The 21,656-nt window shown below is 70.0% G+C and carries 18 protein-coding genes and 1 tRNA gene; 10 read left to right on the top strand and 9 right to left on the bottom strand.

Annotated features, from left to right (window positions below; genetic code table 11):
* Positions 1-10: 10 nt before the first annotated feature.
* Positions 11-2,446: an ATP-dependent helicase HrpB gene (gene hrpB, locus BO64_RS09655; protein ID WP_496403081.1), complete on the bottom strand. Its 2,436-nt coding sequence runs from the start codon at positions 2,444-2,446 to the stop codon at positions 11-13.
* A gap of 125 nt (positions 2,447-2,571) precedes the next feature.
* Here hrpB and BO64_RS09650 point away from each other — a divergent pair, with 125 nt between their 5' ends.
* The 5 genes from BO64_RS09650 (at position 2,572) to BO64_RS09630 (ending at position 7,497) form a co-directional block, all read left to right on the top strand.
* The gene (locus BO64_RS09650; protein ID WP_496403080.1) at positions 2,572-4,101 is read left to right on the top strand and encodes an amino acid permease; all 1,530 of its coding nucleotides are present in this window, start codon (positions 2,572-2,574) and stop codon (positions 4,099-4,101) included.
* Positions 4,102-4,184: 83 nt separating this feature from the next.
* On the top strand, positions 4,185-4,862 hold the full coding sequence (locus BO64_RS09645; protein ID WP_496403079.1) for an MBL fold metallo-hydrolase: 678 nt from the start codon (positions 4,185-4,187) through the stop codon (positions 4,860-4,862).
* Between the two features lie 66 nt (positions 4,863-4,928).
* A complete protein-coding gene (locus tag BO64_RS09640) occupies positions 4,929-5,666 on the top strand; it encodes a response regulator (RefSeq protein WP_496403078.1) in 738 nt (245 codons plus the stop codon).
* Complete coding sequence (locus tag BO64_RS09635; protein WP_496403077.1) at positions 5,663-7,000, top strand: ATP-binding protein; 1,338 nt, start codon at positions 5,663-5,665, stop codon at positions 6,998-7,000. Before BO64_RS09640 ends, BO64_RS09635 begins: the two co-directional genes overlap by 4 nt.
* Positions 7,001-7,284: 284 nt before the next feature.
* The gene (locus BO64_RS09630; RefSeq protein ID WP_496403076.1) at positions 7,285-7,497 is read left to right on the top strand and encodes a con-10 family general stress protein; all 213 of its coding nucleotides are present in this window, start codon (positions 7,285-7,287) and stop codon (positions 7,495-7,497) included.
* Here the strand turns inward: BO64_RS09630 and egtB are convergent.
* Complete coding sequence (egtB, locus tag BO64_RS09625; protein ID WP_496403075.1) at positions 7,494-9,695, bottom strand: ergothioneine biosynthesis protein EgtB; 2,202 nt, start codon at positions 9,693-9,695, stop codon at positions 7,494-7,496. The genes BO64_RS09630 and egtB overlap by 4 nt on opposite strands.
* A gap of 293 nt (positions 9,696-9,988) precedes the next feature.
* Between egtB and BO64_RS09620 the strand changes: the two genes are divergently transcribed.
* Both BO64_RS09620 and BO64_RS09615 read left to right on the top strand, forming a co-directional pair.
* Positions 9,989-10,528: a sigma-70 family RNA polymerase sigma factor gene (locus BO64_RS09620; protein ID WP_496403074.1), complete on the top strand. Its 540-nt coding sequence runs from the start codon at positions 9,989-9,991 to the stop codon at positions 10,526-10,528.
* 152 nt (positions 10,529-10,680) lie between these two features.
* The gene (locus BO64_RS09615; RefSeq protein WP_496403073.1) at positions 10,681-12,240 is read left to right on the top strand and encodes a long-chain-fatty-acid--CoA ligase; all 1,560 of its coding nucleotides are present in this window, start codon (positions 10,681-10,683) and stop codon (positions 12,238-12,240) included.
* On the opposite strand, the gene BO64_RS09610 is transcribed toward BO64_RS09615, so the two are convergent.
* Positions 12,237-13,679, bottom strand: coding sequence for an MFS transporter (locus BO64_RS09610; RefSeq protein WP_496403072.1), 1,443 nt, complete (start codon positions 13,677-13,679; stop codon positions 12,237-12,239). The genes BO64_RS09615 and BO64_RS09610 overlap by 4 nt on opposite strands.
* Before the next feature lie 192 nt (positions 13,680-13,871).
* Here BO64_RS09610 and BO64_RS09605 point away from each other — a divergent pair, with 192 nt between their 5' ends.
* Positions 13,872-14,096: a hypothetical protein gene (locus tag BO64_RS09605; protein ID WP_496403071.1), complete on the top strand. Its 225-nt coding sequence runs from the start codon at positions 13,872-13,874 to the stop codon at positions 14,094-14,096.
* On the opposite strand, the gene BO64_RS09600 is transcribed toward BO64_RS09605, so the two are convergent.
* Both BO64_RS09600 and BO64_RS09595 read right to left on the bottom strand, forming a co-directional pair.
* A complete protein-coding gene (locus tag BO64_RS09600) occupies positions 14,090-14,578 on the bottom strand; it encodes a hypothetical protein (RefSeq protein ID WP_496403070.1) in 489 nt (162 codons plus the stop codon). The genes BO64_RS09605 and BO64_RS09600 overlap by 7 nt on opposite strands.
* A gap of 63 nt (positions 14,579-14,641) precedes the next feature.
* Positions 14,642-16,129, bottom strand: coding sequence for a flavin-containing monooxygenase (locus tag BO64_RS09595; RefSeq protein ID WP_496403069.1), 1,488 nt, complete (start codon positions 16,127-16,129; stop codon positions 14,642-14,644).
* A 232-nt stretch (positions 16,130-16,361) separates the two neighbouring features.
* Between BO64_RS09595 and BO64_RS09590 the strand changes: the two genes are divergently transcribed.
* Complete coding sequence (locus BO64_RS09590) at positions 16,362-17,888, top strand: flavin-containing monooxygenase (protein WP_496403068.1); 1,527 nt, start codon at positions 16,362-16,364, stop codon at positions 17,886-17,888.
* A 190-nt stretch (positions 17,889-18,078) separates the two neighbouring features.
* Here the strand turns inward: BO64_RS09590 and BO64_RS09585 are convergent.
* The 3 genes from BO64_RS09585 to BO64_RS09575 form a co-directional block, all read right to left on the bottom strand.
* Positions 18,079-18,168, bottom strand: a tRNA-Ser gene (locus BO64_RS09585).
* Between the two features lie 120 nt (positions 18,169-18,288).
* A complete protein-coding gene (locus BO64_RS09580; RefSeq protein WP_496403067.1) occupies positions 18,289-18,561 on the bottom strand; it encodes a sel1 repeat family protein in 273 nt (90 codons plus the stop codon).
* Positions 18,562-18,711: 150 nt separating this feature from the next.
* Positions 18,712-19,440 (bottom strand): glutathione S-transferase family protein, encoded by a 729-nt coding sequence (locus tag BO64_RS09575; RefSeq protein WP_496403066.1) that lies wholly within the window; start codon positions 19,438-19,440, stop codon positions 18,712-18,714.
* A 189-nt stretch (positions 19,441-19,629) separates the two neighbouring features.
* On the opposite strand from BO64_RS09575, the gene BO64_RS09570 reads away from it, so the two are divergent.
* Positions 19,630-20,091 carry an RcnB family protein gene (locus tag BO64_RS09570; protein WP_496403065.1) on the top strand — a complete coding sequence of 154 codons (462 nt, stop codon included), beginning with the start codon at positions 19,630-19,632 and terminating at the stop codon, positions 20,089-20,091.
* A 12-nt stretch (positions 20,092-20,103) separates the two neighbouring features.
* On the opposite strand, the gene gatB is transcribed toward BO64_RS09570, so the two are convergent.
* Entirely contained in the window at positions 20,104-21,603 is a 1,500-nt protein-coding gene (gatB, locus tag BO64_RS09565) for an Asp-tRNA(Asn)/Glu-tRNA(Gln) amidotransferase subunit GatB (protein ID WP_496403064.1), read from the bottom strand.
* Between the last annotated feature and the right edge of the window lie 53 nt (positions 21,604-21,656).

Below are 21,656 nucleotides of genomic sequence, written 5' to 3'. Positions count from 1 at the left end.
CCGGGCCGGGTCAGGTTCCCCGGGGCTTGGCCCGGGTGGTCGGGGCGGCGCTGGCCGGGTCCTCGGGCCAGACGTGTTTGGGATAGCGGCCCCGCATCTCGGTGCGGACCTCCTTCCACGAGCCCTTCCAGAATCCGGGAAGATCCCTGGTGGTCTGGATCGGCCGATGGGCGGGCGACAGCAGGCTGAGGGTCAGCGGAACGCCGCCGACGGCAGGGTGCTGGGACAGGCCGAACACCTCCTGCACCCGCACGTCCACCCGCGGCCCGGCCTCGGCGGCGTAGTCGATGGCGAAGCTGTTGCCGGTGGGCGCTGTCCAGCGGGCCGGCGCCTCGGCGTCGAGGCGGCGCTGGACGTCCCAGGGCACGAGGCTGCGCAGGGCGCCGTCCAGCACGTCGGGCTTCAGGCCGTTCAGGCCGCGCAGCCCCTCCAGCACCGGGGTCAGCCAGTCGTCCAGGCGTTCCAGAAGGGCTGCGTCGGACAGGTCGGGCCAGGCCTCGGGGTCCCGGGCGTGCAGGAAGGCGGCCCGCGCGCGCAGGGAGAGCGCCGCCTCGCCCCAGGGCAGGATTTTCAGCCCCTCGCGCCGCACCCGGTCGGCCAGAGCACGGGCGATAAGCGCCGGGTCGGGGCTGTCGTCGATCTCCTCGCGCACGGCGAGCCGCCCCAGGCGAGTGATGCGCTTGGCCCGCAGGCGCCCGCCGCCAGTCTCTTCCAGCCGCTCCTCCACCTCGAACTGGTCGGCGAAGGCGGAAAGGTCGGCCTCGTCCAGGGGCGCGGCCAGCAGGATGCGGTCACGGCGCTCGCCGCCGCCCAGCTCGCCCACGGCCAGCCAGGATTCCCGGGCGAGCGCATCGGTGGGCTCGACGAAGGCGCCCCGGCCGGTGACCAGCTGGAACTCGCCCTGCCCGCCCCGGGCCTTCGCCACCCGTTCGGGATAGGCGAAGGCGAGCAACAGGCCGTCGGACAGCGGCTCTCCCGTCCCGCCCTTGGGCGCAAGGGCGGCCCAACGGTCGGCCAGGGCCTTGGCGTCCCGGGCCCTGGGGCTGCGGTCGCGTTCGAGCTGTTCCAGGCGGTGGCGCAGGTCGGCGTCGCGACCGCCCAGGCCCCGCTCGGTCATCAGGGCCGCGATGCGCGCGGCGCGGGCCGCCTGGCCGGTCTCGGCGGCCTTGAGGACCATGTGGGCCAGCCGCGGGGCCAGGGGAAAGTCCGCCAGGGCCCGGCCGTGGGCGGTGAGCACCCCGGTCTCGTCCAGGGCCTCCAGCCGCCGCAGCAGCGCCCGGGCCTCGGCGAAGGCCGCCGGCGGCGGCGGATCGAGGAACGCCAGGTCCGAGGCGTCCTTCGCCCCCCAGCGGGCGAGATCGAGGGCGAGGCCCGACAGGTCCGCGTCGAGAATCTCGGGATCGCCATAGGCCGGCAGGGCGCGGGTCTCGGCCTCGTCCCACAGGCGATAGCAGGCGCCGGGCTCGGTGCGGCCGGCGCGGCCCCGGCGCTGGTCAGCGGCGGCGCGGGAGACCCGCACGGTGGCCAGGCGCATGAGACCGCTGGCCGGATCATAGCGCGGCACGCGGGCGAGGCCGCAGTCGATCACCACCCGCACGCCCTGGATGGTCAGGCTGGTCTCGGCGATGGAGGTGGCCAGCACCACCTTGCGGCGCCCCGGCGGCGCAGGCTCGATGGCCCGGTCCTGGTCGCGCGGGTCGAGAGCGCCATACAGGGGCGCGATGTCCACGTCCGGCCGCCGCAGGCGCTCGCCGAGCCGCTCGGCGGCGCGCAGGATCTCGCCCTGGCCGGGGAGGAAGACCAGGATGCTGCCGGTCTCCTCCGCCAAGGCCCGTTCCACGGCCCGGACGATCCGGTCCTCCAGGCGCAGGGTCTCGTCGCGGCCGAGGTAGCGGGTCTCCACCGGGAACATCCGCCCCTGGCTTTCCACCACCGGCGCATCATCCAGCAGCCGGGCGACGGCGGCGCCATCGAGGGTGGCCGACATCACCAGCAGCCGAAGGTCCTCGCGCAGCAGCTTCTGGGCGTCCCGAGCCAGGGCGAGGCCGAGGTCGGCGTCCAGGCTGCGCTCATGGAATTCGTCGAATATCACGCAGCCGACCCCGGCCAGCTCCGGGTCGGCCAGAATCATCCGGGTGAAGACCCCCTCGGTGACCACCTCGATGCGGGTCCGGGCCGAGACCTTGGACTGCATCCGCACCCGGTAACCCACGGTGGCCCCGACCGGCTCGCCGAGGGTCTGGGCCATCCGGTGGGCGGCGGCTCGGGCGGCCAGGCGCCGGGGCTCGAGAACGATGATTCTCCCCGCGCCGAGCCAGGGCTCGTCCAGGAGCTCCAGTGGGACAACGGTGGTCTTGCCCGCGCCGGGCGGCGCGACGAGCACGGCGGCGTTCGCTTGCGCAAGTTGCGCCTTCAGCGCAGGCAGAGCCTCGTGGACCGGTAGCATCGGCGGGGCTCTAGCGAATGGTCGGCGCCCTCGCCAGCGTTGCGTGCTTGACCGAGCGCGGCAAGCACGCAACGGTCCGCCAGCTTTTTCAACGGCGGCCAGGGGGGTCGCTGCTCGGAGGGAATATGTGGCGCGTTAAGCCGCTCGACGCGATCCTGGCGACCGCGGAAAAGAAATCACTTCATCGCTCTCTCGGCGCCTTCCAGCTCACCATGCTGGGCATCGGCGCCGTGATCGGCACCGGCATCTTCGTCCTCACCGCCGAGGCCGCCCAGAAGGCGGGCCCCGGCATGATGCTGTCCTTCGTCATCGCCGGCGTGGTCTGCGCGATCGCCGCGCTCTGCTACGCCGAGATGGCGTCGATGGTGCCGGTGTCCGGCTCGGCCTACACCTACAGCTACGCCGTGATGGGCGAGATCGTGGCCTGGATGGTCGGCTGGGCGCTGATCCTGGAATACGCCGTCGCCGCAGGCGCGGTGTCGGTGGGCTGGTCCGGCTACGTGGTCGGCCTCATTGAGGCGGCGTTCGGGATCGACATCCCCGCTGCGCTGACCCTCGGGCCGTTCGACGGCGGCTTCATCAACCTGCCGGCCATGTTCGTGGCGGGCCTGGTGACCTGGCTGCTGGTGATCGGCACCAAGGAAAGCGCCACGGTCAACGCCATCCTGGTGGCGATCAAGGTGACGGCCCTGACCCTGTTCATCATCCTGGCCGTGCCGGTGATGAACATGGAGCAGTTCACGCCCTTCATGCCCCTGGGCTTTGCGGGCGTGTCGGCGGCCGCGGCCTCGATCTTCTTCGCCTACGTCGGCTTCGACGCCGTCTCGACGGCGGCCGAGGAGACCAAGAACCCGCAGCGCAACATGCCCATCGGCCTGATCGGCTCCCTGGGCTTCTGCACCATCTTCTACCTGCTGGTGGCCTCGGGTGTGATCGGCACCGTGGGCGCCCAGCCGGTGATGGGAGCCAATGGCGCCCACCTGGAGCCGGGCAGCCGCGAGCTGGCCGCCGCCTGCGCCGCCATCAACGACGGCGCGGTGGTCTGCTCGAAGGAAGCCCTGGCCTGGACCCTGCGCCAGATCGGCTGGCCGCAGATCGGCAACCTGCTGGGCCTGGCCGCCGGCCTCGCCCTGCCCTCGGTCATCCTGATGATGATGTTCGGCCAGACCCGCATCTTCTTCGTGATGAGCCGGGACGGGCTGCTGCCGTCGGCGTTCTCGAAGATCCACCCGAAGTTCAAGACGCCGCACGTGATCACCGTGCTCACGGGCATGGCTGTGGCGCTGTTCGCGGCGTTCTTCCCGGTGGGCCAGCTCGCCAACATCTCGAACTCGGGCACGCTGTTCGCCTTCGCCGCCGTGTCGATCGCGGTGATGGTGATCCGCAAGACCGATCCGAACCGGCACCGGCCGTTCAGGACGCCGTTCGTCTATCTGACGGGCACGCTCTCGGCCGTGGGCTGCGTCTACCTGTTCTTCAGCCTCGACGATAAGAGCAAGTGGCTGTTCGTGATCTGGGCCCTGGTCGGCCTGGTGGTCTACTTCGGCTACAGCCGCTCGCGCAGCCACGTCGGCCGCGGGATCGTGGAAACACACGAGCTCGACACCGACGCGCCGCCGACCGCGGTGCCGCCGATGCCGGGCGCCTCGGACTAAGCACAGGCCGAGACAAGACGGAGAGGCCCGGGGCGCGCCCCGGGCCTTTTCTTTAGGGCCGCGAACCTCGATCATAGGACGACATGAACGCTCCGCAGCCGCCCCTTCCGATCCGCGCCATCATCGCGCCGGTCACCCCGCTCCAGCAGAACTGCACCCTGGTCTGGTGCGTGAAGACGAAAAAGGCCGCGGCCATCGATCCCGGCGGCGAGGTTCCGCGCCTGCTGCAGGCCCTGAAGGACCAGGACCTGACGCTGGAGAAGATCTGGATCACCCACGGCCACCTGGACCATGCCGGCGGCGCCGCGGCGCTGAAGGAGGCCACGGGGGCGCCCATCGAGGGGCCGCATCCGGACGATCAGTTCTGGATCGACGACATCGCCGCCTCGGGGGCCCGCTGGGGCATGCCGGACGCCCGCTCGTTCACCCCGGACCGCTGGCTGGGCGACGGCGACACCGTCACCCTGGGCGAGACCGAGTTCGAGGTCATCCACTGTCCCGGCCACACCCCGGGCCATGTGGTGTTTTTCCACCGCCAGGCCCGCTTCGCCCAGGTGGGCGACGTGCTCTTCCAGGGCTCCATCGGGCGGACCGACTTTCCGCGCGGCAACCATGCCGACCTGATCGCCTCGATCACCCAGAAGCTGTGGCCGCTGGGGGACGACGTCCGCTTCGTGCCCGGCCACGGGCCGATGTCCACCTTCGGCCAGGAGCGCCGCACCAATCCCTTTGTCGCGGACTCGGTGCTGGCCGGCGAGTAAGCGCGGTGAAATACGAGTTTCATACGAGACATTCGAGGGTTACCGCGTCAGCGCATCCTGGCGTCCATGGAGCTTGCCCCTGACATGGTCGGCGCCGGCGCGCGCATCCTGATGGTGGACGACGATCCGGGCATCCGCGACGTCGTCTCGGACTTCCTGGGCCGACATGGCTACCGGGTGGAAACCGCCGCCGACGCGGCCGAGATGGAGCGCGTCCTCGAGCGGAACTCCGTGGACCTGATCGTGCTCGACGTGATGCTGCCCGGCGAGGACGGCCTGGCCATCTGCCGGCGGCTGACCGCCCAGGAGACCAGCCCGCCGATCATCATGCTCTCGGCCATGGGCGAGGACACCGACCGCATCGTCGGCCTGGAGCTGGGCGCTGACGACTACCTGGCCAAGCCCTGCAATCCACGCGAGCTGCTGGCCCGGGTGCGCGCCGTGCTGCGCCGGGCCGAGCACCGGGGGGCGCCGGGGACGCTGGGCGCAGGCTGCGAGTTCGCCGGCTGGCGGCTCGACCTCGTGCGCCGCGAGCTGCGCTCGCCGGCCGGGGTGGTGGTGAACCTGTCCTCGGGCGAGTTCTCCCTGCTCCGCGCCTTCGTGGAGCGGCCGCAGCGGGTGCTGACCCGCGACCAGCTGCTGGAATACGCCCGCGGGCCCGACAGCGACGCCTTCGACCGGGCCATCGACGTGCAGATCAGCCGCCTGCGCCGCAAGCTGGACGACAGCGGCGACAGCCACGACCTGATCCGCACGATCCGCAACGAGGGCTACATGTTCACCGCCAAGGTGAAGCGCACATGACCCGAGAGGGGCGCCCCGCCGCCTCGTTCTTCGTGCAGCTCCTGACCCTGACGGGGCTCACCCTGGTGGCCGCCTGGGCCATCAGCATCTTCCTCCTGTTCCGGCTGCCCCCGCCGACCCCGGACATCTATCGGGTGAGCGAGATCGCGCGCACGGCGGAAGGCCAGCCGCCGACCTTCACCGAGCGCCCGCCCCTGCGCCGCCGCATGGAGGACGAGCCACCCGCGCCGCTGCTGGAAGGCCGGTTCGTCCCCCTGATCCGCGCCCGCATCGCCCAGGACCTGGGCATGAATCCCAAGGACGTGGTCATCGCGGGCGAGCGCGGTCCCCTGGCCGACCGGCGGGTCAGCCGCGTCCTGCGCGACCGGGCGGCCCGTCAGGGCGTGCGGGAGGAGCATTTCCTTACCGCGCCGTTCGAGGTGGGCCTGCGCCAGGCCGACGGCCGCTGGCTGGTGATCGGCACCCGGCCGCAGTTCGGCCTGTCCGACTGGCAGAAGCGGGTGGCCCTGTGGTTCGTGCTGTCGGCCCTGGCCATGGCGCCGGTGGCGTGGATCTTCGCCCGGCGGCTCTCCACCCCGATCAAGGGCTTTGCGGGCGCCGCCGAGCGGCTCGGGCGCGACCCCACGGCGCCGCCGCTGGAGCTGAGGGGCCCCACCGAGATCGCCGTGGCCACCCGCGCCTTCAACGAGATGCAGCAGCGCCTGCGCCGCTACGTCGAGGACCGCACGGCCATGGTCGCCGCCATCGCCCACGACCTGCGCACGCCCCTCACCCGCCTGCGCTTCCGCATCGAGGCCCTGCCCGACGAGCAGCGCGCCAAATTCGCCTCCGACCTCGACCAGATGGAGGAGATGATCACGGCCACCCTCGCCTTCGTGCGCGACACCAGCCGGGCGGGCGAGCGCACGCCCCTGGAGCTGTCCTCGCTGCTGGAGAGCCTGTGCGACGAGATGGCCGAGACGGGCGCCCCGGCCGAGATGGAGCCCGGGGACAAGGTGGTGCTGGACGGCGACCCCATGGCCCTGCGCCGCCTGTTCGCCAACCTGCTGGAGAATGCGGTGAAGTTCGGCGGCCAGGCCCGGGCGCGGGTCTTCCGCCACGAGGCCCATGCGATCGTCGAGATCGACGACGACGGCCCCGGCATTCCGCCCGAGGACGCCGAGCGGGTGTTTGAGCCGTTCTACCGGCGCGAGCCTTCCCGCAACCGCAAGACCGGCGGCATCGGCCTGGGGCTGGCCGTGGTGCGATCCATCGCCCGGGGGCACGGCGGCGATGTCGAGCTTGTGAACCGCCCATCAGGCGGCCTGACGGCGCGGGTGCAGCTGCCCCTCTAGAGGGCGTGCGGCCACGCCTGGCCCGCCCCGCCCAAATGCGGCGGGAATAAGAAGCATCCCCCTACGCAACCTCTGCCGGGGCTCACGGGTTAGCCAGACCGTGAACCCCTGCGAGGCGTCATGTCCGAGCCGGAAGCCCTGCAAGACCAAGACCCGCCGGCGAGCGGCCGCGCCGACCCCGCGCCGCCCTGGGACTCCGACTGGCCGCGTGAAGGCGAGCGGCCGGGCGGACACGCCTCTCCAGACCTGCCCCTCCCGTCGCCCGATTAGGAGAGTTGAGACAAATGCCCAGCGTCGATACCGGAAAGCCGAGAGCCCGACGGGGCTTCGCTGCCATGAATCCTGAACGGCGTCGCGAGATCGCCCGCAAGGGCGGCGCAAGCGTGCCCGGGGAGAAGCGCAGCTTCGCCAAGGATCGCGATCTGGCCGCCTCGGCCGGGCGCAAGGGCGGCGAGGCCTCGCGCGGCGGCGGACGCACCCGCGGTCGCGAAGGCTAGGACGTCGTCAACGAGACGATGGCGAAGGCGGGGTGGGCGCAGGCCCACCACCGCTCCAGCCTCCAGCCGGCCGCACCGGCCAGTTCCGCAAAGCCCTCCAAGGTAAACTTGTAGGAATTCTCGGTGTGCAGGGTCTCGCCGGCCGCGAAGCCGAACCGGCGGCCGGCCACCGTGACCACCTGGTCCTTCAGGCTCACCAGGTGCATCTCCACGCGGCCCTCGGCCTCATTCCAGACGGCCCGGTGAGCAAAGGCGCCGAGGTCGAAGTCGCCCCCCAGCACGCGATTGATCCGCTTGAGCAGGTTCAGGTTGAAGGCCGCCGTGACGCCCTGGGCGTCGTCATAGGCCGCTTCAAGCGTGGCGCGGTCCTTCTTCAGATCAATCCCCACCAGGAAGCGGGCGCCCGCTCTCAGCAGCCGACGCGCAACCGCCAGGAATGCCTTGGCCTCATCCGGGGTGAAGTTGCCGATGGTGGAGCCCGGGAAGAAGCCGACCACCGGCCGCCCCGCCGTCTCCGCCGGCAGCGCCAGGGCGCGGGTGAAATCCTCGCGCAGCGGCGTCACCACGAGATCGGGATAGTCCGCGCCGATGGCCTCGGCCGCCGCCTCCAGGGCCGAGGCGGAGATGTCGATGGGCGTGTAGACGGCGATCTGCGGCGCTGCATCCAGCAGGATTCGGGTCTTCACGCTCGCGCCGCTTCCGAACTCCACCAGGGCCGCGCCCTTCGGAATGAGTTGCGAGATCTCGGCCGCCGCCTCGCGCAGCAGGCCGACCTCGGTGCGGGTCGGATAATATTCCGGCAGGTCAGTGATGGCCTCGAACAGCCGCGAGCCCTCGGCGTCGTAGAGGTACTTGGGCGACAGGCGCTTCGGAGAGCGCGAAAGCCCCTCGACCACGTCGGCCTCGAAGTCGCGCCCGGCCTCGCCCAGGCCGTCCTTCGCCAGGCGCACGCCCGCGAACATCCAGCGCTGATGCGGATAGAAGAAGTTGCGGTAGGTGCGCCGCACGTGGCCGTCGGGCGTAACGCAGGCGCCGCCGCGCAGGACGAACTGCCCGGCCATGAACTTGCCGTTGTACTCGCCCACCGCCCCGGCCGCCGGCCGGAAACCCGGATAGGCGCCGTAGGCGCTGGACGTCCATTCCCACAGGTCGCCGAACATCTGACGCAGGCCGGTGCCCGACGGCGCGGGGCGCGGCGTCAGATGGCCTGAGGCCAGGAAAACGCCCTCCCCCCCAATATCGGCCGCAGCATGCTCCCATTCCGCCTCGGTGGGCAGGCGCGCCCCGGCCCACGCCGCATAGGCGCAGGCCTCGTAGTAGCTGACATGGGCGACCGGCGCGGCGGGGTCCACGGGCCGGAGGCCGCGCAGGGTCATGGTCATCCAGCCCTCCTCGCCCTCGCGCCAGTAGAGCGGCGCCCGCCAGCCTTCGGCCTGCACCCGCGCCCAGCCATCGGAAAGCCAGAGCTCGGGCCGCTCATAGCCGCCGTCGGCCATGAAGGCCTGCCATTCGCCGTTGGTCACCAGCCGGTCGGCCAGGCGGAAGGGCTCCAGCCAGACCCGATGCCGCGGCGTCTCGTTGTCGAAGGCGAAGCCCGGGCCGTCGTGACCGATCTCCACGAGGCCGCCTTCGAAGCCGACCCAGCCCAGCGGGGGCGCGGATGCAGGCGGCGCCGGCCGCGGGGGCGCATAGGCCGGATCCAGCGGCGAGGCGGCGAACAGGTGGAGGACATCCATCAGGATCAGCTCCTGATGCTGTTCCTCATGGGCGAGGCCGAGGTCGAGGAGCCTCGCCAAGCCCGACGGCGGCTCGTCCGCCAGCAGCCGCGCCATGGCAGCGTCCACATGGGCGCGGTAGGCCAGCACGTCATCGAGCGACGGCCGGGTCATCAGGCCCCGGGCCGGCCGGGGCTGACGCGGGCCTATCGCCTCGTAGTACGAGTTGAACAGATAGGCGAAGCGGGGGTCGAAAGGCCGGTAACCCGCCAGCGCCGGCGTCAGCAGGAAGGTCTCGAAGAACCAGCTGGTGTGCGCCAGGTGCCACTTCACCGGACTGGCGTCCGGCATGGACTGGACCTGCATGTCCTCGGGCGTGAGCGGCCGGATCAAGGCTTCGGTGGCCTGGCGGACCGTCAGGTAGCGGTCCAGGGCGTCGGAGACGGGCGTGGTGGCGTCCTGGCCGCGTTCGATCGGTCGCATGGTCCCTCCCAAGACGCAGGCGTCCCTCATGTGGGCAGGCCCCGCGGCCCGGACAACGACCGGCGTCGCGCGCCGACATGGGAGCCGCACGCGGGCCTGAATCCGGACGCCGGTCGGCAACGTGAGCCTCGCCCGGAAGTTCCGGGAATCTGAAGGTTTTTCCGCCCTGCCCGGGGCCGGAACAGATGCATGGGGGGCGCGTTCAACGGCCGACCCAGCCACTCCAGCGCCCCGACCCGACCGCGGCCCCGCCGGCCGCCGCCCAGGGTCGTTCCGGGCCCGAAAGGACCAAAATGGATTCGTCGTCCAGTTGGCGGGACGAGGTCGTGGGCCTGATCCCTGCGCTGCGGGCCTTCGCCTGGTCGCTCAGCCACAACGGCTCGGACGCCGATGATCTCGTCCAGGACACGCTGATCAAGGCCTGGAGCAACCGGGACAAGTTCGAGCCCGGCACCAACCTGCGGGCCTGGCTCTTCACCATCCTTCGGAACACCTACTACACGAACGTTCTGCGCCGGCGCCGCGAGGTCCGCGACGAGGCGGGCGAATACGCCGGCAGCCTGAGGTCTCCGCCCACGCAGGACTGGAGCGTGGCCATGCGCTCGCTGCAGGCGGCGCTGCAGCAACTGCCCGACGAGCATCGCGAAGCCCTGATCCTGGTGGGCGCCGCGGGCCTTTCCTATGAGGAGGCGGCGGAGATCTGCGGCTGCGCCCTCGGCACCATCAAAAGCCGGGTCAACCGGGCCCGCGCCCGGCTGCTGAAGATCATGGACGCCGAGGACGCCAGCGACGTCATGGCCCTGGAGACGACCGCCACCCGGGGCAACGCCTAGGGGGCGGAACAGCCTTCACCCCAGGCGCCTGGTCGAGCGCGAACGGCGTTGCCCCTGGGACACATTGGCGGGACGGCACCCATCTACTAGCGTTCGGATAACAAGGGCGCGCCCGCAAGCAGGCGCCCCGGAGGGAACGAGCGGGAGGGGGCATGGGCCAGGACGGCATACGGCTGCTGACAGACATTCCGGCGGTGCACGGCGCCGAACGTGGGGACAAGGTCGCCGTCGAGTTCGAGGGTCGCACCCTCACCTACGCCGAGCTGGACCGGCGCTCGAACCAGGTCGCTGGTCTGCTGCAGCAGGCGGGCGTGAAGCCGGGCGACCGGGTAGCTTGGCTCGGTCGGGCCTCGGAGGCCTGGTACGAGATCTTCTTCGGGGTCGCCAAGGCGCGGGCCTGCCTGGCGCCCATCAACTCCCGCCTCGCCCCGCCCGAGATCGCCTTCATCCTCGACGACAGCAGCGCGGACATCTTCTTCGTCAGCCCCGAGTTCTTCGACTGCGCACAGACGGTGGTGAGCCAGGTGAATCGGCCGATCCGCCTGATCGGCGTGGGCGGGACGCGCCCCGGCTTCGACAGCTACGAGGCCCTGCGCGAGGCGGCGCCGGCGCCCGACCTGGTCCGCCCCGCTCACGAGGACGACGTGCTCCAGCTCTACACCTCGGGCACCACCGGCCTGCCCAAGGGCGTGCGCCTGACCCACGGCAACTACGCCGCCTTCCTGGAGCTGCGCTATCACGTGCCGGGCTTCGCCTATGATCCCGACGACGTGGTGCTGATCCTGATGCCGCTGTTCCACGTGGCGGGGACCAACATCGGCTTTTCGGGCATGGCCTCGGGCTGCCGCATCGTCCTGATGGCCGAGTTCGACCCGCCGAAGGTGCTCGAGACCATCGAGCGCGCCCGGGTGAACCACACGTTCCTGGCGCCGGTGATGATCAATGTCCTCCTGCAGACGCCACAGATCGCCGAGACCGACTTCTCCAGCATGAAGACCGTCTCGTACGGCGCCTCGCCGATTTCCGAAGCGGTGCTGAAGGCGGCCACCGAGCGGTTCGGCTGCGGCTTCATCCAGTTCTACGGCATGACCGAGACCTGCGGCGCGGGCGCCACCCTGTCGCCCGCCGACCACCGCGGCGAGTTGCTGCGCTCGTGCGGCGGGGCCTGGTACTCGCTGGAGGTGCGGGTGGCCGACGAGGACGGGCGCGAACTGCCGCCCGGCGAGATCGGCGAGATCGAGATCCGCGGGCCGATCGTCATGGCCGGCTATTGGAACCGGCCGGAGGCCACCGCCGAGACCATCCGCCCCGACGGCTGGCTGCGCACGGGGGACGCCGGCTACCGGAACGCGGACGGCTTCTTCTTCGTCCACGACCGGGTGAAGGACATGATCGTGTCGGGGGGCGAGAACGTCTATCCGGCCGAGGTGGAGAACGCCATCCTGGGCTGCCCCGGGGTGGCCGACGCTGCCGTCATCGGCGTGCCCGACGACCGCTGGGGTGAAGCGGTGAAGGCGATCTGCGTGAAGAAGCCCGGCGAGAACCCCGATCCGGCCGACATCATCGCCTGGGCCCGCCAGCGGATCGCCGGCTACAAGGTCCCCAAGAGCGTGGACTTCATCGACGCCCTGCCCCGCAACCCGTCGGGCAAGGTGCTGCGGCGCGAACTGCGCAAGCCCTACTGGGAAGGCCGCGAGCGGAAGGTCGGCTAGAAGCCGGTCGTCTCGGCCACGTCCTCGTCGGCGGGGGCGGCCTTGGGCGGCTTGGGCCGCTCCACCCGGACACGGCTCAGGCTGACGCCGGCCCCGCCCAGGGCCACCACCGCGGCGGTGGCGAGGGCGGCCGAAGCGGCGTGGGCGCCGGCGGCATGGAAGAAGACCGCCGTGGTCACGGCCCCCGCGGTCTGGCCGAGCAGCCGGGCGGTGGCCAGCATGCCGCCGGCCGCGCCGCTGCGGTGGACCGGCGCCGAGCTCACCAAGGTGCGGTTGTTGGGCGACTGGAAGAAGCCGAAGCCCAGGCCGCACAGCGCCATGCGCCAGGCGATGTCGAGGCTTGAGGCCCCCGTCGGCAGCAGGGCCAGGAGCAGAAGGCCGGCGGCGAACAGGGTCAGGCCGATCCCGCCGAGGGCGCCGGCCGGATAGCGGTCGGACAGGCGCCCGGCGAGCGGCGCCGAGACGCCCACCGCCAGGGGCCAGGGCGTCATCAACAGTCCCGTCTCCACCGCTGTGCGGCCGAGCACCTCCTGGAAGTAGAAGGGCAAGGCCACGAAGGCCATCATCTGGGCCGAAAAGCTGGCGATCGACGTGGCGATGGACAGGCCGAAGATCGGGATTCGCAGCAGGTCGAACGGCATCAGGGGCGCCGGCTGCGCCAGTTCGCGGCGCACGAGGAAGACCGCGGCCACCGCGCCGATGGCGAGCTTCCAGAGCCCCGCAGCCAGACCGTCCCTGGCGAGGCTCTCGGCCCCGAGGATCAGGAAGCCGAAGGCCAGGGCGTTGAGCCCTGCGGAGATCACGTCGAACGGCCGCCCCGAGCCCTTGGTGCGCGGCAGGAACATTGCGCCGATGCCAATGGCCAGCACGCCCACGGGCACGCTGATGGCGAACAGCCACTGCCAGGAGGCGTGGGCCAGGACCGCCGCCGCCACCGTCGGCCCGGCGGCCGCGGCCAGGGAGATGACCAGCGCATTGGCCCCGATGCCGCGCCCCAGGAGATGCTTGGGATAGGTGAAGCGCACCAGGGCCGCGTTGATGCTCATCACTGCCCCGGCGCCCAGGCCCTGCACCACCCGGCCGGCGGTGAGCTGAGCGAGGCTGTCCGAGAGCGCGCAGGCCAGGGAGCCCAGGGTGAAGACTACAAGGCCCGTGACATAGACCCGGCGATAACCCAGCCGGTCGCCGAGGGCCGCCAGGGGAAGCAGGGTGACGGTCACCGCCAGCTGGTAGGCGTTCACCACCCAGATCGAAGCGGCGGCGCTGGCGTTCAGCTCGCCGGCGATGGTCGGCAGGGCGACATTGGCGATGGCTCCGTCCAGCACCGCCATGGACAGCGCCAGCCAGATGCCGAGCATGGCCCAGTAGCGACGGGGCGTCGGCAGGCCGTCCTGGGGCTCGGCGCGATGGGCGTCGGTGTCGACTGGCGGCGTGGGCATGGGCCTTCGGCAAAGAGCGGCTGCCCGCGTATCCCCGGCGGACGGTCCGGGGTCAACCGCGCACGCCCCTAATCGGCTCCCGACTTATCCCCGACTTTCACCGCCCCGACACAGCAAAGCTTGTTGACTTCACGAAAAATAAACCTTTTCCGGCGGGTAGAATCGCCGACGCGTTCGTCGTATAACGCCGATATGCACGAGCGCAGCTTCAGACCCGATCTGACGGGCTCGGACGAGAGCCTGGACGATCTTCTCACCCGCCTGAAAGTCCAGTTGAGCCGGCCGAAGACGACAGGACGTCGCCCGCCGCCGGACGAGGGCCACTTCGTCACGTCTCGCCGACCCCGCGGCGGCGCCGGGGGCGCCGAGGCGCCTCTGCCGGTCGAGCGGCCGCCGGCGGACTGCTACGCCTACTGACCCTGCTCCAGGCCGTTCAGGCGGCCCATGGTGAAGTTGGCGGCGAGCACGCACCGCACCTGGCCATCCTTCACGCTCACGGTCGCCGGCTGGCCCGCGCCGACCTCGAAATAGTGGTCGCCGTGAGGCGCGCTGACCTTCAGACCTTTCGGGCTCGTGAACTGGCAGACCGGATAGACGGTCTGGCTCCAGCCGCCGCCGTAGCGCAGGCCCGTGCACTCCACGTGCCCGAACTGACGATAGAAGGTCACGCCCTCGTAGACGGTTCCCTGCCGCGCCTTCAGGCCCTTGGCCGCGAACTCGGCCTCGCTGATTTCCGGACACGCCGGGCCGTCGATGGCCCATTCCCGCGCCAGGGTCAGGGCCTCTTCCCGCCCCTTGAGATACGAGCCGCCGAACAGCCAGCCGGCCAGGCCGACCGCCACCACGCCCGCCGCCCCCAGAATCGCGACCTGTCCACCGGTCAGCCGCCTGCGCGCCATGCCCCTCTCCCGCAAGAATCGAGGCCAAAGGCGTAGTCGAGCGTCCGACGGACCGGCAAGGCCCTAGGCGGCGAGCCTGGGCTCCGCCTTGGTCTGGCCCTCGGGATTGCTGAAGCGCAGCACACCGTCGTCCAGCTTGCCGTAGCGCAGGGCCATCAGGTCCATGGCGTAGTTCTGGTAGAGGCGCCACGGCGGCTTGTTGCCCTGCTTGGGGAACTTGGCCATGGCCCGCTGGACGTAGCCCGACGAGAAGTCCAACCACGGTTCGTGCTTGATGGTGGGATCGTCGTTGATGGGCGTGGCCTGCCGCATCCCCGTGCGCTTCATATGGTTGAGAAGCCGCGCGACATACTCGCAGGTGAGGTCGCACTTCAGGGTCCAGGAGGCGTTGGTGTAGCCGAACGCCGAGGCCATGTTCGGCACGCCCTCGTACATCATGCCCTTGTAGGACAGCGTCTGGGAGGCCTCCACGCGGCGGCCGTCGACGACGATCTCCACCCCGTTCCAGACCTCGAGGACCAGCCCGGTGGCCGAGACGATGACGTCGGCCTTCAGTTCGCGACCCGACTTCAGGAGGATCCCCTCCTCGGTGAAGCTCTCTATGTGGTCGGTGACCACTGAGGCCGCGCCCGAGCGGATCATCTTGAACATGTCGCTGTCGGGCACCAGGCACAGGCGCTGGTCCCAGGGATTGTAGGTGGGTGTGAAGTGGGTCTCGACGTCGTAGTCGGGCCCGAGTTCCTGGCGAACCATCTTCAGGATGCGCGCCTTCACCTGCTCCGGCTTGGTGCGCGCCATCTTGAAGAAGTACATGCCGAACAGGACGTTGCGCCAACGGATGATGTCGTAGGCAAGCTTGCCCGGCAGCCGGGCGCGCAGCCAGTTGGCCAGCCTGTCCTCGGCCGGCCGCGAGACCACGTAGGTCGGCGAGCGCTGCAGCATGGTGACGTGGGCGGCGTCCTTGGCCATTTCCGGCACCAGGGTCACGGCCGTGGCGCCCGAGCCGATGACGATGACGTTCCGGCCCCGGTAGTCGAGGCCCTCGGGCCAGCTCTGTGGATGGACGAAGTCGCCCTTGAACCGCTCGCGGCCCGGATAATCGGGGGTGTAGCCGCCATCGTAGGAATAGTAGCCGCCGCACAGGAACAGGAAGCTGCAGGTGAAGCGGACGGTCCTGTCGCCCTGTTGCGCCTCGACGGTCCAGAGGGCGTCCTCGGTGGACCAGGAGGCCTTCTTCACCTTGTGGCCGAAGCGGATATGGCGGTCGATGCCGTGCTCGGCGGCGGTTTCCCGGACGTAGCGCAGGATCGAGGGGCCGTCGGCGATGGCCTTGGCTTCCTTCCAGGGTTTGAAGGAATAGCCCAGGGTGTACATGTCGCTGTCCGAGCGGATGCCGGGGTAGCGGAACAGGTCCCAGGTGCCGCCGATGGCGTCGCGGCCTTCCAGGATCACATAGGAGCGGTCAGGCGCCTCGGTCTTGAGATGGTAGCCCGCGCCGATCCCCGAGAGACCCGCCCCCACGATCACAACGTCGAAGTGTTCGACAGCCATTCGGTTTCCAACCCTGTTCTTGGTTCTTGGCCGCAGGATAGCTAACCGGCGTTCAGTTACCAGCGAAAAGCCACGCCGCAGGCGGCGCCGACCCCGGGCGCCCAATCGGCGGGCGCTTAAAGTTATCGTTGATCAGTTACCTTTGATCTGCATCAAATCGCGGATGGCGCGGCGGCCCGATCCTGCCGCGCGATGGAGCCGCGCCACACGAGCGCGGCCGGAGGAGGACGCCATGACCCAAGCCGCAACGGCGCCGCGGGCTGCAAGCGGGGCCGAACATTTCGACGTGCTGATCGTGGGCGCCGGCATTTCGGGCGTCGGCGCCGCCTACCACCTGAAGCATCAGCTCCCCGGCAAGAGCTTCGTGGTGCTGGAGACGCTGGAGAGCTTCGGCGGCACCTGGCTCACCCACAAGTATCCGGGCATCCGCTCGGACAGCGACCTCTACACCTTCGGCTACCGCTTCAAGCCCTGGGTCGGCCCGCCGATCGCCACCGCCGAGGAGATCCTGCGCTACATGGGCGAGGTGATCGACGAGAACGACCTCGGCCGGCACATTCGCTACCGCCACCGCATCACCACCGCCAGCTGGTCCAGCCGCGACAACCTCTGGACCATCGAGGCCGAGCGCCTCGACACCGGCGAGGCCGTGGCCTTCACCTGCAACTTCCTGTGGATGTGCCAGGGCTACTACCGGCACTCCGAGGGCTATACCCCCGACTGGCCGGGCATGGCCGACTTCAAGGGCCGGATCGTCCACCCGCAGACCTGGCCGGACGACATCGACCTTTCCGGCAAGAAGGTGATCGTGATCGGCTCGGGCGCCACGGCGGCCACCCTGACGCCGGCCATCGCCGACACCTGCGCCCACGTGACCCTGCTGCAGCGCTCGCCCACCTATTTCGTGCCCGGCCGCAACGCCAACGAGCTGGCCGACACCCTGCGCAAGCTGAAGATCGACGAGAGCTGGATCCACGAGATCGTCCGGCGCAAGCAGCTGCACGACCAGGCCGAGTTCACCCGCCGCTCGTTCGAGGAGCCCGAGGCGGTGCGCGCCGAGCTGCTGGCCGGGGTCAGCGCCTTCGTCGGCCCCGAGATCACCGCCAAGCACTTCACCCCCAGCTACCGCCCCTGGCGCCAGCGGATCGCCTTCGTGCCCGACGGCGACATCTTCCAGTGCGTGAACCGCGGCAAGGCCTCGGTGGTGACCGACCACATCGACCGTTTCACCGAAAAGGGCGTCCGGCTGCAGTCCGGCGAGGAGTTGGAGGCGGACATCATCATCACCGCCACCGGCTTCAACCTGAACGTCCTCGGCGATATCGCCTTCACGGTGGACGGCAAGCCCCTGAACTTCTCCGAGACCGTGACCTACCGGGGCATGATGTTCACCGGCGTGCCGAACCTCGTCTGGGTGTTCGGCTATTTCCGCGCGAGCTGGACCCTGCGAGCGGACCTGGTGGCCGACTTCGTCTGCCGGCTGCTGAAGCACATGGACGCCAAGGGCGCGCGAAAGGTCGAGGTGGCCCTGCGGCCCGAGGACAAGGACATGAAGCTCCTGCCCTGGATCGATCCCGAGAACTTCAACCCGGGCTACCTGATGCGCGGCATGCACCTCCTGCCGCGCCGGGGGGACAAGCCCGAGTGGCAGCACAGCCAGGACTATTGGACCGAGAAGGACGAACTGCCGCTCATCGACCTGGACGATGCGGCCTTCGTCTATGCGGGGATCCCGGCCAAGGCCGCCGAGCCGGCCTGACCGCCCTGCCCCGACCTGCGCCTAAGCGCCGGTCCCGAACCTCGGGGCCGGCGCTTTTGTTTGGCCCTGGCGAGGCAAGCCGCGGGCGCGAGTCGGCCCCGCCGATGGTCGCATCACGGCCACGCCGTCGAAGACCGCGTCGCGCCGGCGCAAAAGCCGACTTCAAGAACCTGATTTTATGGGAAGAAAGTGGCGGTGACGGAGGGATTCGAACCCTCGATACGCTTTCGCGTATGACGATTTAGCAAACCGTTGCCTTCAGCCACTCGGCCACGTCACCAGCTCGCCGGGGCGGCAGGCCGCCCGCGGAGGGCGGTTATTAGCCGAGGAAGGTCGCTCTGCCTAGCGGGGTGAACCGGCAAAATGAGCTGGAATTTCGTCCGAGGCGGCCGGACCCGGCTCAGCCCCGGGCCAGCCACTCCCGGGCCTGCCGCTGGGCCTCGGCGACCTCGTCGGCGGCCATCTCCTCGGCCAGCTCCTTGCGGTAGATCTTGGCCTCCACCGAGCCGCGCATGGCGGCCAGGTTGAACAGCATGTGGGCCGAGACATAGTCCAGCGGCGCACCGCCCTGGCCCGTGGAATAGAGGAGGCCCAGCCGGAACAGTTCGTCGCCCGTGGCGTCGGGCGTCGGGAGCGGCAGGCCTTCAACCTTCGTGTCCATGCTCGCCAGCATGATCAGCGTCCCTGTACGGGCCGTCGGCTCCGATTCTCGGCGCCTCTGCTCGGCCCTACGAGACGTCAAAAACCAACGTTCGACTGAACACATGGTTAAGGCCGCGGTCGCCCCGGCTTCATCCGGGGCGGCGCAGCCGAGACGCGGCGCCTAGCGGGCGCGCTGGCCGAACAGGACCTTGCGGGCCTCCTCGGCCTCCTTGCCCGAGGCGTTGAGACCGGGGCCGCGCCGGAGCGTCTCGCCCTGCTCCAGGGCCCGCTTCACCGCCGGGCGGGCCAGGATGGCCTCGTGCCAGGCCTTGGTCCGGGGGAACTCGTCAAAGTCGATGCCCACGGCCTTCCAGGCGCTGACCCACGGGGCCGTGGCCATATCGGCGATGGAATAGTCCCCAGCCAGATACTCGTGCTTCTCCAGCCGGCGCTCCAGAACGCCGTACAGGCGATGGACCTCGTTGGAGTAGCGGATCGCCCCATAGGCGAGGTGCCGCTGGTCCGAGGTCATGGCCGGGGCGTAGTTGCGGAAGTGGTTCGCCTGGCCGCTGTTCGGGCCGAGGTTGGCCATCTGCCACATGAGCCATTCCTCGACCTGCACCCGGCCGCGCTCGTCGGCGCCGTAGAACTGGCCGGTCTTGCGGCCCAGGTACTGGAGGATCGCCCCCGACTCGAAGACCGAGATCGGCTGACCGCCGGGGCCGTCGGGATCGACGATGGCCGGCATCCGGTTGTTGGGGCTGATCGCCAGGAACTCGGGCTTGAACTGGTCGCCGCGACCGATGTTCACCGGCACGATCGTGTAGGGCAGCCCCATCTCCTCGAGCGCGATGGTCACCTTGTGCCCATTGGGCGTCGGCCAGTAGTGCACCTCGATCGGCGAAGCCATGTCGTTCCCTCTTTCTTGATTGATGAGCCGGCCCAGCCGCATAGATGGCGAGAGCGCGGGCCGTGACAAGGCGCCGCGGCCGGGACATCCACATCCGCGGCGTCCGACGGCGGCGAGCGTTCAGCCTCAGTTCACGCGGACCGGGGCATGGTCGGCGCCGTGAACTGGCCAACATCGGAGACTCGCGGCGTGAACCGACGCCTGATCCTGACCCTCGTGGCCGCCCTGACGGTCACCGCCTCGCCCATCGCGGCCGAGCTGGCGTTCGCTCAAGGACGTGGCGATGGACGAGGTCATGGACGCGGACGAGTCGAGGACGGCCGCGGCGCGCGGCCTGAACGAGCCCGCGGCGGGGACGACGGCCGCAGGCACGAGCGGCGCGGCCCTGAACCCCGCAATCCTGGCCCCCGCAGCCCCGAGGCCCGCAACTACGACCGTCGCGAGCCCGGCCAGGGGCCGCGCGGCGGCTATGGCCCGCCGGCCGTGCGGCCGGGCGGACGCCTGCCGCCCGAGTATCGGGCCCCGCCGGTGGCCGACTATCCGCGCTATCGCCTGCGCCCGCCGCCGGCCGGCTATTCCTGGCGCCGCGCGGGCGACGCCTTCGTGCTCACCGATCGCGACGGGCGCGTCTATGACGTGGTGCCGGACTAGACGCCCAGCCTCCTAGACGCCCAGCTTCGCCTTCAGGAGCTGGTTGACCGTCCCCGGGTTGGCCTTGCCCTGGGTGGCTTTCATCACCTGGCCGACGAACCAGCCGATGGCCTGGGGCTTTTCCTTCACGGCCTCGGCCTGACCCGGATTGGCGGCGATCAGCTCGTCGATGATCTTCTCAAGGGCGCCGGTGTCGGACACCTGCTTCAGGCCCTGCTTCTCGACGATCTCGGCCGCGCCGCCCTCGCCCGCCCACATGCGCTCGAAGACGTCCTTGGCGATCCTCGAGGAGATCACGCCCTCTTCGATGAGTTGCACCAGCTCGGCGATGGCCGCCGGGCCGATGGGCGATTCGGAGATATCCTGGCCGGCGGCCGACAGCTTGGCGGCCAGGTCGTTGGTGACCCAGTTGGCCACAAGCTTGGGATCGCGGCCCTTGGCGGCGGCTTCGTAGAAGTCGGCCTTGGCCTGTTCGGCGATCAGCACCCCCGCGTCATAGGCCGAGAGCCCATATTGCGACTGGAAGCGCGCCTTCTTGGCGTCGGGCAGTTCGGGCAGGCTGGCCTCGATCTCCTTCACCCAGGCCGGGTCCAGCACCAGCGGCAGCAGGTCCGGGTCGGGGAAGTAGCGGTAGTCATGCGCCTCTTCCTTGGAGCGCATAGAGCGGGTCTCACCCTTGTTCGGATCGAACAGGCGGGTCTCCTGCTCGACCTTGCCGCCGTCCTCCAGGATCTCGATCTGCCGGCGGGCCTCGTACTCGATGGCCTGCTGCATGAAGCGGAACGAATTGACGTTCTTGATCTCGCAGCGGGTGCCCAGGTGGCTGAAGTCGCCGGTCTCCCGGTACTTCTCATAGGCGCCGGGGCGGCAGACCGACACGTTCACGTCGGCGCGGAGGTTGCCCTTCTCCATATCGCCGTCGCAGGTGCCCAGATAGACGAGGATGGTGCGCAGCTTCTTCACATAGGCCGCCGCCTCGTCCGACGAGCGCATGTCGGGCCGCGAGACGATCTCCATCAGGGCGGTGCCGGCCCGGTTCAGGTCCACATAGGTGAAGTTGGGGTCTTGGTCGTGCAGGCTCTTGCCGGCGTCCTGCTCCAGGTGCAGCCGCTCGATCCGGACGGTGAAGGTGGAGCCGTCGTCGCGCTCGACGGTGACCTCGCCCTCCCCCACGATCGGGTGCTGGAACTGGCTGATCTGATAGCCCTGCGGCAGGTCCGGGTAGAAGTAGTTCTTCCGGTCGAAGCGGCTCTTCAGGTTGATCTGGGCCTTGAGGCCCAGGCCCGTGCGGATGGCCTGCGCCACGCAGTGGCGGTTGATGACCGGGAGCATGCCCGGCATGGCCGCGTCCACCAGGCTGACCTGTTCGTTCGGCCCGGCGCCGAAGCCCACGGCGGCGCCCGAGAACAGCTTGGCGTTCGAGGAGACCTGGGCGTGGACTTCCAGGCCGAGGACGACTTCCCACGGACCGGTGCGGCCCTGGATCAGCTTGGTGTTGGCGGCTTCGCTCATGCGGCGTTCCCTAATCCCGCTCGCGCGCGAGGTGAAGCACGATCACGCACCCT

The organism is Phenylobacterium composti DSM 19425, from assembly GCF_059568645.1.
This window is presented reverse-complemented; position numbering and strand designations above follow the sequence as displayed.

What these genes read in the sequence shown, in the direction of transcription:
- hrpB (WP_496403081.1), bottom strand. Translation starts at nt 2,446, where the DNA reads ATGCTACCGGTCCACGAGGCTCTGCCTGCGCTGAAGGCGCAACTTGCG.
- BO64_RS09650 (WP_496403080.1), top strand. Translation starts at nt 2,572, where the DNA reads ATGTGGCGCGTTAAGCCGCTCGACGCGATCCTGGCGACCGCGGAAAAG.
- BO64_RS09645 (WP_496403079.1), top strand. Translation starts at nt 4,185, where the DNA reads ATGAACGCTCCGCAGCCGCCCCTTCCGATCCGCGCCATCATCGCGCCG.
- BO64_RS09640 (WP_496403078.1), top strand. Translation starts at nt 4,929, where the DNA reads ATGGAGCTTGCCCCTGACATGGTCGGCGCCGGCGCGCGCATCCTGATG.
- BO64_RS09635 (WP_496403077.1), top strand. Translation starts at nt 5,663, where the DNA reads ATGACCCGAGAGGGGCGCCCCGCCGCCTCGTTCTTCGTGCAGCTCCTG.
- BO64_RS09630 (WP_496403076.1), top strand. Translation starts at nt 7,285, where the DNA reads ATGCCCAGCGTCGATACCGGAAAGCCGAGAGCCCGACGGGGCTTCGCT.
- egtB (WP_496403075.1), bottom strand. Translation starts at nt 9,695, where the DNA reads ATGCGACCGATCGAACGCGGCCAGGACGCCACCACGCCCGTCTCCGAC.
- BO64_RS09620 (WP_496403074.1), top strand. Translation starts at nt 9,989, where the DNA reads ATGGATTCGTCGTCCAGTTGGCGGGACGAGGTCGTGGGCCTGATCCCT.
- BO64_RS09615 (WP_496403073.1), top strand. Translation starts at nt 10,681, where the DNA reads ATGGGCCAGGACGGCATACGGCTGCTGACAGACATTCCGGCGGTGCAC.
- BO64_RS09610 (WP_496403072.1), bottom strand. Translation starts at nt 13,679, where the DNA reads ATGCCCACGCCGCCAGTCGACACCGACGCCCATCGCGCCGAGCCCCAG.
- BO64_RS09605 (WP_496403071.1), top strand. Translation starts at nt 13,872, where the DNA reads ATGCACGAGCGCAGCTTCAGACCCGATCTGACGGGCTCGGACGAGAGC.
- BO64_RS09600 (WP_496403070.1), bottom strand. Translation starts at nt 14,578, where the DNA reads ATGGCGCGCAGGCGGCTGACCGGTGGACAGGTCGCGATTCTGGGGGCG.
- BO64_RS09595 (WP_496403069.1), bottom strand. Translation starts at nt 16,129, where the DNA reads ATGGCTGTCGAACACTTCGACGTTGTGATCGTGGGGGCGGGTCTCTCG.
- BO64_RS09590 (WP_496403068.1), top strand. Translation starts at nt 16,362, where the DNA reads ATGACCCAAGCCGCAACGGCGCCGCGGGCTGCAAGCGGGGCCGAACAT.
- BO64_RS09580 (WP_496403067.1), bottom strand. Translation starts at nt 18,561, where the DNA reads ATGCTGGCGAGCATGGACACGAAGGTTGAAGGCCTGCCGCTCCCGACG.
- BO64_RS09575 (WP_496403066.1), bottom strand. Translation starts at nt 19,440, where the DNA reads ATGGCTTCGCCGATCGAGGTGCACTACTGGCCGACGCCCAATGGGCAC.
- gatB (WP_496403064.1), bottom strand. Translation starts at nt 21,603, where the DNA reads ATGAGCGAAGCCGCCAACACCAAGCTGATCCAGGGCCGCACCGGTCCG.